General features: G+C 73.0%; 9 protein-coding genes and 1 pseudogene. 6 read left to right on the forward strand and 4 right to left on the reverse strand.

The window, feature by feature from the left end:
* Positions 1-227 precede the first annotated feature (227 nt).
* From ABZ862_RS37800 to hemC, 3 genes are all read left to right on the forward strand, one after another.
* Positions 228-1,724, forward strand: coding sequence for an MFS transporter (locus ABZ862_RS37800; protein ID WP_360968968.1), 1,497 nt, complete (start codon positions 228-230; stop codon positions 1,722-1,724).
* A 240-nt stretch (positions 1,725-1,964) separates the two neighbouring features.
* On the forward strand, positions 1,965-2,741 hold the full coding sequence (locus ABZ862_RS37805; RefSeq protein WP_360968971.1) for an NPP1 family protein: 777 nt from the start codon (positions 1,965-1,967) through the stop codon (positions 2,739-2,741).
* 96 nt (positions 2,742-2,837) lie between these two features.
* Positions 2,838-3,773, forward strand: coding sequence for a hydroxymethylbilane synthase (gene hemC, locus ABZ862_RS37810; RefSeq protein WP_360968974.1), 936 nt, complete (start codon positions 2,838-2,840; stop codon positions 3,771-3,773).
* 72 nt (positions 3,774-3,845) lie between these two features.
* Here the strand turns inward: hemC and ABZ862_RS37815 are convergent, their stop codons facing one another.
* Both ABZ862_RS37815 and ABZ862_RS37820 read right to left on the reverse strand, forming a co-directional pair.
* Positions 3,846-4,373, reverse strand: a complete 528-nt coding sequence (locus tag ABZ862_RS37815) for a hypothetical protein (RefSeq protein ID WP_360968977.1) — start codon at positions 4,371-4,373, stop codon at positions 3,846-3,848.
* A gap of 516 nt (positions 4,374-4,889) precedes the next feature.
* Positions 4,890-5,387, reverse strand: a complete 498-nt coding sequence (locus ABZ862_RS37820; RefSeq protein WP_360968980.1) for a MarR family winged helix-turn-helix transcriptional regulator — start codon at positions 5,385-5,387, stop codon at positions 4,890-4,892.
* A 255-nt stretch (positions 5,388-5,642) separates the two neighbouring features.
* On the opposite strand from ABZ862_RS37820, the gene ABZ862_RS37825 reads away from it, so the two are divergent.
* Entirely contained in the window at positions 5,643-6,446 is an 804-nt protein-coding gene (locus ABZ862_RS37825; RefSeq protein WP_360968984.1) for a VOC family protein, read from the forward strand.
* A gap of 515 nt (positions 6,447-6,961) precedes the next feature.
* Here the strand turns inward: ABZ862_RS37825 and glgX are convergent.
* Together glgX and ABZ862_RS37835 are read right to left on the reverse strand one after the other, a co-directional pair.
* Positions 6,962-9,097, reverse strand: a pseudogene (glgX, locus tag ABZ862_RS37830) (glycogen debranching protein GlgX); the annotation flags it as partial.
* Complete coding sequence (locus ABZ862_RS37835) at positions 9,094-9,609, reverse strand: pep a2 (RefSeq protein WP_360968987.1); 516 nt, start codon at positions 9,607-9,609, stop codon at positions 9,094-9,096. The pseudogene glgX and the gene ABZ862_RS37835, both read right to left, overlap by 4 nt.
* Before the next feature lie 237 nt (positions 9,610-9,846).
* Here ABZ862_RS37835 and ABZ862_RS37840 point away from each other — a divergent pair, with 237 nt between their 5' ends.
* Both ABZ862_RS37840 and ABZ862_RS37845 read left to right on the forward strand, forming a co-directional pair.
* Positions 9,847-10,161 (forward strand): DUF5133 domain-containing protein, encoded by a 315-nt coding sequence (locus ABZ862_RS37840; protein WP_360968993.1) that lies wholly within the window; start codon positions 9,847-9,849, stop codon positions 10,159-10,161.
* A gap of 74 nt (positions 10,162-10,235) precedes the next feature.
* Positions 10,236-10,813: maltotransferase domain-containing protein (locus ABZ862_RS37845; RefSeq protein ID WP_360968990.1), on the forward strand; the 578-nt coding region annotated here is incomplete at its 3' end.

Genomic DNA, 10,813 nt, shown 5'->3' on the forward strand with positions numbered 1-10,813 from the left:
CCGGGCGCCGCACATGTCGGTGAAGCGGACCTCCTCCGAGCGCGGTACCGCGACGATCGCGCGGCCCGCCGTCCGGGGGCCTCGTGCAGGACCGCTCGTACGAGGCTTTAGAGTAAGTCAAGCAACTGACTTAAAAGTGTGAGCGTCTTCCCGGGCGTCCGGCGCCGGCCCCGCACCCCGGATCCTCACGTCCTCACCGCCGCACCCCACCTCCTGGAGGCCCTGCCATGTCCGACGCTGTTGCCCGACCCGCCGACGCCGGGGGCGCCGCCCCGCCGCGGCCGAACGCCGTGGTGGCGGTGCTGGCCCTGGCCGGGATCGTCGTCTCGCTGATGCAGACGCTGGTCATCCCGATCGTCCCCGAACTGCCCCGGTACCTGGACGCGTCCGCGTCCGACGCCGCCTGGGCGGTCACCGCGACCCTGCTGGCCGCCGCCGTGGTCACCCCGGTCGCGGGACGGCTCGGCGACATGTTCGGCAAGCGCCGGCTGCTGCTGGCCAGTGTGGTGCTGCTGGTCGCCGGGTCGGTGGTGTGCGCGTTCAGCGACACCCTGGTCCCGATGATCGCCGGCCGCGCGCTCCAGGGTCTCGCCGCCGCCACGGTGCCGCTGGGCATCAGCATCATGCGGGACGAGCTGCCGGTGGAGAGGCTGGCCGGTTCCACCGCCCTGATGAGCGCCTCCCTCGGTGTCGGCGGCGCCCTCGGTCTGCCGGCGGCCGCCTTCATCGCCGACCACTACGACTGGCACGTCCTGTTCTGGACCTCCGCCGTCCTCGGCGCGGTCGCGTTCGTGGCGATCCTGACGTTCGTGCCCGAGTCCGCGGTGCGCAGCGGCGGCCGCTTCGACCTGCCGGGCGCCCTCGGCCTGGCGGTCGGCCTGATCTCCCTGCTGCTCGCGGTCTCCAAGGGCGCCGACTGGGGCTGGGGCAGCGCCACCACGCTCGGGCTGTTCACCGTCGCCGTCGTCGTCCTGCTGGCCTGGGGCTTCTTCGAGCTGCGGGTGGCGAACCCGCTGGTCGACCTGCGCACCACGGCGCGCCGCCAGGTGCTGTTCACCAACCTCGCCTCGATCGCTTTCGGTTTCTCGATGTTCGCGATGGCGCTGGTGCTGCCGCAGCTGCTCCAGCTGCCCGCCCAGACCGGCTACGGCCTCGGCAAGTCGATGCTCGCGGCGGGTCTGGTCATGGCCCCGCAGGGCCTGGTCATGATGGTGTTCGCCCCGGTCTCCGCCACCGTCACCCGCCGGAAGGGCCCCAAGGTCACGCTGATGACCGGCGCCGTGATCGTGGCGGCCGGGTACGGTCTCAACATCCTGCTGATGTCCGAGGTGTGGCACCTGGTCCTGGTGTCCTGCGTCATCGGCGCGGGCGTCGGCTTCGCCTACGGCGCGATGCCCGCCCTGATCATGGGCGCGGTCGCCCCCTCCGAGACGGCCGCCGCGAACAGCCTCAACACCCTCATGCGGTCCATCGGCACCTCGGTGGCCAGTGCCGTGGCGGGGGTGATCCTGGCCCAGATGACCGTGAACCTCGGCGGCTACGCGCTGCCCTCGGAGAACGGCTTCAAGGTCGTCATGGCCCTCGGCTCGGGCGCGGCCCTGCTCGCCTTCGTCCTGGCCTCCTTCCTCCCGGCCCGCGGCGCGGCCGGCGCGGCGGAGACGGTCGTGTCGGGCGAGACCGACGAGGAGAGCGAGGTGGCGGCGGAGCAGCCGTCGGCGCGCTGAACCTCTGCATCGCCGTGGCCCGGATCCGCCCCGGATCCGGGCCACGGCGATGCCCCGGCGGGGACCCGGGCCGGGCGGACCGGCGGGCCCGTACGGACCGACGCCACGTCATGGTCCTTCCGTCGGGCGGGACTTCACCGATGTGACGCACACCATTCTTGGCATGGACGGGTAAACCGTGGAAGCTGAACCGACCCTTCCCCCCACAGCCGTTGTGGCTGCGCCCATGAGGAGGACGCAGTGGCGTCACCCAAACTCAGGACACACAGCAGAAGATGGCTCACCGCCCTGGCCGGAGCCGCGGCCCTGGTCGTCGCCTTCCCCGCCGTCGCGTTCGCCGCCCCGCCCCCGGCGCTCCCGCAGAACGCCGAGCCCGCGGAGCTGGCCTACCAGCCCGCCTTCGACTACGACACGGACGGCTGCTACTCCACCGCGGCCATCGGCCCGGACGGCACCGTCAACCCCGGCCTCAACCCGACCGGTGCGCTGAACGGCAACTGCCACGACGCCTCGGACCTCGACGACACCAACACCTACTCGCGCTACAAGTGCAACAACGGCTGGTGCGCCTACCTGTACGGCCTGTACTTCGAGAAGGACCAGGCGCTGCCCGGCATCAGCCTCGGCGGTCACCGCAACGACTGGGAACACGTCGTGGTGTGGGTGCAGAACGGCGCGATCCAGTACGTCTCCACGTCCAACCACGGCTCGTTCACCGTGCACCCGGTCGCCGACGTCCGTATGGACAACGGCCATCCGAAGATCGTCTACCACAAGGACGGCATCGGCACCCACTGCTTCCGGCTGGCCAACTCCAACGACGAACCGCCGGAGAACGACAAGCACACCTGGCAGTACCCGCCGCTGATCGGCTGGAACGGCTACCCGGCGGGCCTGCGCGACAAGCTGAGCGCCTACGACTTCGGCAGCGCCCACTTCGGCCTCAAGGACGACAGCTTCGTCGGCCATCTGACCTCGGCGATGCCGTCGGGCATCGCCTTCGACCCCAGCGCCTGAGCCCCGCCCGCAGTACGACTCGAGCCCCGCTCGCGTCCGTCCCCCGTCCGGCGGGGTACCGGCACGGGCGGGCTCCCGAACCGCTATCGTGTCCGCATGTCCGTCCCGGAACTGATCCGAATCGTCTCCCGTGACTCGCCGATGGCGCTGGCCCAAGTGGAGCGCGTGCGGGCCGAGTTGGCCGTGATCCATCCTCAGGTGCGCACCGCGGTGGTACCGGTGAGGACCACCGGCGACAAGTGGCTCGGCGACCTGGCCCAGGTCGAGGGCAAGGGCGCGTTCACCAAGGAGGTGGACGCCGCGCTGCTGGCCGGTGAGGCGGACCTCGCGGTGCACTGCGTCAAGGACGTGCCCGCGGACCGGCCGCTCCCGGCGGGCACGGTGTTCGCCGCGTTCCTCCGGCGCGACGACATCCGCGACGCCCTGGTCCACCCGGGCGGTCTCACCCTGGACCGGCTCCCGGCGGGCACCCGTATCGGTACGTCGTCGGTGCGCCGCGTCGCCCAGCTGGCCACCACTCACCCGCATCTGGAGTGCGTGCCGTTCCGCGGCAACGCCAACCGGCGGCTGGAGAAACTCGCGGCCGGCGAGGCGGACGCGCTGCTGCTGGCGGTGTCCGGCCTGGAGCGCATCGGACGGCAGGACGTGATCAGCGACATCCTGTCCCCGGAGACGATGATGCCGCCGATCGGGGCCGGGATACTCGCCCTGCAGTGCCGGGAGGGCGACGACGCCCTGATCGACGCGGTCAGCGGCCTCGGCGACCCCGCCACGCACCGCGAGGCCACCGCGGAGCGCATGTTCCTGCATGTCCTCCAGGGCCACTGCAACAGCCCCATCGCCGGGTACGCGCGGGTCGACCGCGCCGGTGAACTGTCGCTGCGCGCCTGCGTGTTCACCCCCGACGGCAAGACCCGGCTGAACGCCCACGAATGGGCGGGGCGGCTGGATCCGGCCACCCTGGGGACCTCGGTCGCCGTGTCGCTGCTGCGGCAGGGGGCACGGGAGATCATCGACGGCATCCCGCACTGACGGCGCCCCGCCGGGACGCACCCCGTCCCGGCGGCACCCGGTACGGCGGCGGCGCTCCCGTCCCGGCCGGGATCAGGACGTACCCGGCTCCGCCTGGTCCCTGAGGAAGGCGCTGATCTGGTGGGCCAGCCCGGCCACCGCGGCACCGGCCGGGGCGACCGCGCCCGCGGTGCCCTCACTGACCCCGATGCCGCCGGTCCACAGCCGGCGCCCGGTCCACTCCTCCTCGACGCGCAGCTGGATCTGCACGTCCACCTGACCCAGGTTCGCCTCGGCGGCGGCCGCGTAGAGCACGGCGGTGACCCGGCGCAGCGGATAGACGTCGAAGCCCTCGACGAACTGCGAGCTGCGCCAGTCGATGAAGGCGCCCTCCCCGTCGGGCCCGACACGGATGTCGACCTGACCGTCCTCCAGCTGGACGCCCAGCTGCCGGGCGCCGCGGTTCTCGACGGTCACCCGGACGCAGAAGTACGTCAGCCCGGCGGCGGCGTCGTCCCGCCCGCGTGGGGGCTCGGCGGTCTCCAGACGGTGGACGCGGACCCGCAGACCGGCATGCTCGTCGTACTCCCGCCAGTCCCCGACCACGTTCGGCTCGTACACAATGCACCCTTCGCCCTCTGACTGCTGCTTCCTATCTGTGTGCTCCGCACACTGTCAAATGAGCGGAATGCGCTGTGGCCTGGCACTTCGCCCGCTTTGATCGGCGATCAAGCCGTGCGCAGGAAGAACGCTCCGGCACGCCAGGAAAACATCCCCGGGCGCGTGCCGCACATCACGTCCCGGCCGCATCCCGGGCCGCGTCCCCAAGCCGCGTCCCGGCCGCCCCGCTGGCAGGGTCAGCGGTCCGGCCGCCCCGGCGGTGAGGAGGCCGCGGCGACGCCCGCCGCGGCGGCCGTCACGAGCACCCCGGAGCCGGCCGCCGGACGGGCGGGCGTACCCGGCGGCGGGCCCCGCAGGGCGTCGCCCCGGGCTGCCCCGGCCTTGCCCTCCGGCCTGACCGAAGGTCGGCCTGTACCCCTCTGCGGCGGCCTCAGCAGCGGGGCGAGCCCGTCCTCGGCGACGGGTTCGGCCAGGCGGAGGGCCTGGGAGTGGGGCCGTTCGGGTGGTTTTCGGGGATCATTCCGCGGTCTCCTCGTGCAGCAGGAGCGCGAGCCTGCGCAGCGCCGGGACGGCGGCGCGCAGCGCCTCCTGATCGGCGTCGTCGAGCCGGGCGACCTGGTGGCGCACCAGATCGGTGCGGCGCTCGCGCCAGTCACGCAGCCGCGTCTCGGCCGCGCCGGTCAGCAGCAGCCGGGCGGCCCTGCGGTCGGCGGGGTCGGCCTCCCGGCGCAGACAGCCGTCCCGGACGAGCTGGTTGACCAGGGTCGACACCGAGTTGCCCGCCAGGAACAGCTCCTTCGCGGCGTCCGAGACACCGATGCCGGGACGGGTCCCGACCAGCCGCAGCAGCTCGGCCTCGGCACCGCGCAGACGGGGCGCGGTCTGCTGCCCGCGCACCCGGCGCCGGACCAGCCGCTGGACGGCGGCGAGGGCGTCGGCCAGTTCCCCGGGGAAGCCGTCCGGGCCGCCGGACGCGTCTGCCGGGTCCGTCGTCCCTGCCCTCTCCGTTGTCACCGTTGTCGCCGTTGTCCCCGTCGGGCCGGTCGTGTCCGTGTCCACCCTCACACGTTAGCTCTGTTACAGAGGTAACTGCCGTCAGGACCGGTCAAGGTAAAGTCAAAGGCACGTATCGTCCGCCCGGCCCAGCGGCCCGGTCTCATGCGTCCTTCGCCGTGCCGGAGGAGACTCGACAGGCACTCCGACCGGATCCGGTCGGACACTGGGGGAAGACCGGTGCGGACCGGCCGACGAGATCAGGACGCGACTGCCATGAACTCTCACACGACATCCTCCGGCGGTACGACGGAGGCCGTCTCCACCCACAACGTGTTCGGCGCGCCCTGCTGGGTGAGTCTGACCAGCCGGGATCTGCCCGCCACCGAGGAGTTCTACCGGGCCGTGCTGGGCTGGACATGGCGCAGGGCCACGCTCGGGGAGCACTTCCGCGTCGCCCTGCTGGACGGCGCGCCGGTCGCCGGGATCGCCGGCGTGGCCGCGATGTGGCAGATGACGGTGGCCTGGACGCCGTACTTCGCGGTGCCCAGCGCGGACGTGGCCGCCGCGCGGGCCCGGGAGCGGGGCGGCACGGTGGCGGTCGGCCCGATCGCCCTGCCGCCCGGCCGGGCGGCGCTGCTGGCCGACCGCGACGGCGCCACCTTCGGCATCTGGGAGGGCGGTCTGATCACCGACTGGGAGCTGTGGCGCAGTTACGCCCCCGCCTTCATCCGGCTGCACACCCGCGACGCGTTCGACTCGGCGATCTTCTACGGCGAGATCCTCGACTGGGCGTCGGGGCAGGACGGCTGCTGCGAGGTGGACTACGAGGGCGGCGAGGTCGTGCTGCGCAGCCGTGGCGACGCCGTGGCGCGCATCGAGTCGGGTGCGCTGGAGGCGGCCCCGGATCCGGCGATCCGGCCGCACTGGCAGATCCATTTCCGGGTGGCCGACGTGGAGGCGTGCGCACGGGCCACCGAGAAGAACGGCGGCACCGTGCTGAGCGAGAGAGCCGACGAGGCGGTGCTGCGCGATCCCGACGGCGCCCAGTTCACGGTGACGTCGCGCCGCGAGCGCTGATCCCGGGCGGGGGTCTCCGCCTCCCCGCCCCACCGTCGGCACCGAGTCCGTGCCGGGCCCGCGCCGCCGTCCGTGCGGCGCGGGCCTCGCCGTCACCGCCGCGCGGCTTCCGGCCCCTCACGGCCGCGCGGACTCCCGCCCGGCCCCGCCCGGTCACCCGCGCGGGCCTTCCCGCCCTCACGGGCCTTCCCGCCGTCGTGCGACGTGCCGGCGGGGGCCGCCCCGTCCTCCGTACGGGATCCCGCCCGGCCGCCGGACCGCCGTCCGGTCCCGGCGCCACCGCCCGCGTCGGACTTCGCCCCACGGGCCTTCACCCCGGCCTTCGCCCCGGTCGTCCGCCCGGTCCTCACCACGGCCTTGGCACCGGCCCTGGCACCCGGCTCGGCACCCGTCTTCGCACCGGCCTCGGCGCGGGACTCGGCACCGGTCCGTACGCCGGTCCGTACACCGCCCTTCGTGACCGCCGCCCGCGTGCCGGTCTTCCGCCGCGCTCCCGGACCGCCCCGGGCCTGTTGCCGCGACGGCCTGGTGAGCAGGACGAGGCTGCGCGGTCCGACCGTCGTCACGGTGCCCGCCTTGTGTTCCTTCTCGTCCGGTACCGCGTGCTGGTCGGCGGTGTCGAGCAGTGCCGTCCACCGCTCGCCGTAGAGATGGCCGGGCAGGGTGAAGTCCACGGCCTCCCAGTGGCTGTTGAACAGCAGCAGGAAGGAGTCGTCGGTCACCCGGCCGCCCCGGTGGTCGGGTTCGGCGATGGCGTCGCCGTTGAGGAACACGGCGACGGAGTGCGCGTCGGGACGCTGCCAGTCCCGTTCCGTCATGGCGCCGGCGTCGGGCCGCAGCCAGGCCAGGTCGGGCAGGCCGCGCCGGGAGCGGGGCGCGGGGGCGCCGCGGAAGAAGCGGCGGCGGCGCAGCACCGGATGGGCGGCGCGCAGCCCGACGACGTACCGGGTGAACTCCGCGAGGGCGCGCTGATCGGCCGTCAGCTCCCAGTCGATCCAGGAGACTTCGTTGTCCTGGCAGTAGGCGTTGTTGTTGCCGCGCTGGGTGCGGCCGAGTTCGTCGCCGTGGCCGAGCATGGGGATGCCCTGGGACAGCAGCAGGGTGGCGAGCAGATTGCGCTGCTGGCGGCCGCGCAGTTCCAGGACCGCCGGGTCGTCGGTCTCGCCCTCGGCGCCGCAGTTCCAGGAGCGGTTGTGGTTCTCGCCGTCCTGGTTGCCCTCGCCGTTGGCCTCGTTGTGCTTGTCGTGGTACGAGACGAGGTCGCGCAGGGTGAATCCGTCGTGCGCGGTGACGAAGTTGACGCTGGCGCGGGGGCGGCGCCGGTTGTGCTGGTAGAGGTCCGCGGAGCCGGTGAGGCGGGAGGCGAACTCGGCGAGCGAGTGCGGCTCGGTCCGCCAGAAGTCCCGTACGGCGTCGCGGTACTTGCCGTTCCACTCCGACCACAGGGGCGGGAAGTTGCCCACCTGGTAGCCGCCCTCGCCCACGTCCCAGGGCTCGGCGATGAGTTTGACACGGCTGATCACCGGGTCCTGCTGGATGAGGTCGAAGAACGCCGAGAGCCGGTCCACCTCGTGGAACTGCCGGGCCAGGGTGGCCGCGAGGTCGAAGCGGAAGCCGTCGACGTGCATCTCGGTGACCCAGTGGCGCAGCGAGTCCATGATGAGCTGGAGCACGTACGGGTGGCGCATCAGCAGGCTGTTGCCGGTGCCGGTGGTGTCGTAGTAGTGGCCCCAGTCGCCGTCCACGAGACGGTAGTAGGCGGCGTTGTCGATGCCGCGGAAGGACAGGGTGGGGCCGTGTTCGTTGCCCTCGGCGGTGTGGTTGTAGACCACGTCGAGGATGACCTCGAGTCCGGCCGCGTGCAGCGCCTTGACCATCGCCTTGAACTCGTCGACCTGCTCGCCGCGGGTGCCGGACGCGGCGTAGCCGTTGTGCGGGGCGAAGTAGCCGATGGTGTTGTAGCCCCAGTAGTTGGAGAGACCGCGGTCCGTGAGGACGCCGTCGTGGACGAACTGGTGGACCGGCATCAGCTCGACGGCGGTCACGCCGAGGGAGGTCAGGTGCTCCAGGACCGCCGGGTGCGCGAGGCCGGCGTAGGTGCCGCGCAGCGGCTCCGGGACGGCGGGGTGGGTGCGGGTGAGGCCGCGGACATGGGCCTCGTAGATCACGGTGTCCGCGTAGGGACGGTCCGGTGGCCGGTCGTCGCCCCAGTCGAAGGAGGACGGGTCGGTGACGACGCCGAGCATGGTGTGCCCGGCGCTGTCGGCGCGCGCGGGGCCGCAGGGGCTGCGTTCGTAGAGCGAGGGATGGTTGTCGACGGCGCCGTCGACCGCCTTGGCGTACGGGTCGAGGAGCAGCTTGGCCGGGTTGCAGCGGTGGCCGAGGCCGGGGTCCCAGGGGCCGTGCACCCGGTAGCCGTAGCGCTGCCCCGGGCCGACGCCGGGCAGATACCCGTGCCAGACGAAGCCGTCGGCCTCGGCGAGCGGGACGCGGGTCAGGCTTCCGGCGTCGTCGACGAGGACCAGTTCGACGGCCTCGGCGACCTCGCTGAACAGGGCGAAGTTGGTGCCGGCGCCGTCGTGGGAGGCACCCAACGGGTAGGGGTGCCCGCTCCAGACGGGCACCCCTGTGCGCTGGGGACGCGCGGTCACCGGGCGGCCTCCAGGATGCCGTCCGGCATCGGTGCCTGCGGCGCGGCCAGCGCGGCCACCGGGAGTTCGCGGGGCACCTGGAGCCCCTCGCTGACGCGGGGCTCGGGTGCCGTCGGGACGAGCGGTACGCGTTCGCCGCTGCGGGCCCGCTGCGAGAACCAGATGATCTTGCTGCCGGTGTCCGAGGCGCAGCAGCCCCAGCCGTCGCTCATCGCCGCGATGTGGGCGAGGCAGCCGCGCAGGTCGTGGTGGGGGCGCAGCTCACGGTCGTCGCCGCCGACGGCGGTGATCAGATGCTGGCCGTTCCACCACATCTCGATCGAGATGGCCTTGTCGGTGGCGTGTTCGTCGATGGCGCGCAGCAGCAGTTCGGCGCCGCCGCGGACGGGCTCGACGAGGTTCTCCAGGTCCCAGTGGCGAAGATGGGCGGCCAGGATGCGGCCGACCTGCCCGACGCGCTCAGGGCTGACTTCCACGTCGAGGTGGTAGTAGCAGGGCACTGCGGTCTTCATCGTCGTTGGCTCCTCACCGGCGAAGCTCCCGCTTCTCCTCACCCCCGCGGGGAACAGGGCCCCGAACACGAAGCGTGAGCGGTGATCGCTTCTGAGTCACCTCCACGATGGGGGTGATACGCCATTCGTGCAACACGAGCCACGAATGCCTCAGTTCCGGCGCCGTACAGGTGAACGCGTGTCGGTGCTTGAATAGCCAACAAGACGGTGGGTCATCACACATGCACCATGAGTGACATGCTCCTACCCGCCAGAGCCGAAGTCGCCCGGCGATTGCGCCGGTACCGGGCCTGGGAACGGCTGATGCTCGCCTCGCCGGCCGACCGTGCCGTACGGACGGTCTTCGAGGACTCGGGCTACACCCTGTGCGTGCTCATGGGCGAGCGCTGCGCCCGCGAGGCCGCGGACGCCGCGGAGCGCTATCTGGGGGCAGGTCCGCTCACCTCCCTCCGGGAGCGGCAGTGCCCGGCGGAACAGGGCGGCCGGCCCCTGGCCCGGGGCGCGGGCAGACGGCGCCGCGGGGGCGGGCGGCGTCCCGCGGCAGGACGGTAGCGCCCGCCGGGCGCACCGAGGCTGGTTCCCGGCCGGGCCCCGCGCCCGGCCTCCCGTACGACGGAGGTGTGACCATGAGTGCTGCTCCCGCCGCCCCGGCCGTCGGCCGGATCCCGGTACGGGACGTCCGGCCGGCCGTGGACTGCGGCAGACGACCCGCCAAGGCGGTGCCCGGGGAGACCTTCGAGGTCTCGGCCACCGTCTTCCGCGAGGGCCATGACGCGGTGGCAGCCAATGCCGTGCTCACCGGTCCGGACGGATGCCCGGGTCCGTGGACGCCGATGCGGGAGCTGGCTCCCGGCACCGACCGCTGGGGCGCCGAGGTCACCCCGGACCGGACCGGCCGGTGGACGTTCCACGTGGAGGCGTGGAGCGACCCGGTGGCCACCTGGCGCCGGGTCGCATGCGTCAAGGTCCCGGCCGGGATCGACACGGGGCTGGTGCTGGAGGAGGGCGCCGGCCTGTACCGGCGTGCGGCCGCCGGGGTGCCCGAGGGTCCGGGGCGTGCCGCGGTGCTCGAGGCGGCGGCGACGCTGGACGACGACTCGCTCCCGGTGGCGACGCGTCTCGCGGCGGCGCTGACGCCGGAGGTGGACGCGGTGCTGGCGCGGTATCCGCTGCGGGAGCTGGTGACGGCCTCGGAGCCGCTGCC

This window comes from Streptomyces sp. NPDC047000 (assembly GCF_040644295.1).
Taxonomy (GTDB): Bacteria; Actinomycetota; Actinomycetes; order Streptomycetales; family Streptomycetaceae; genus Streptomyces.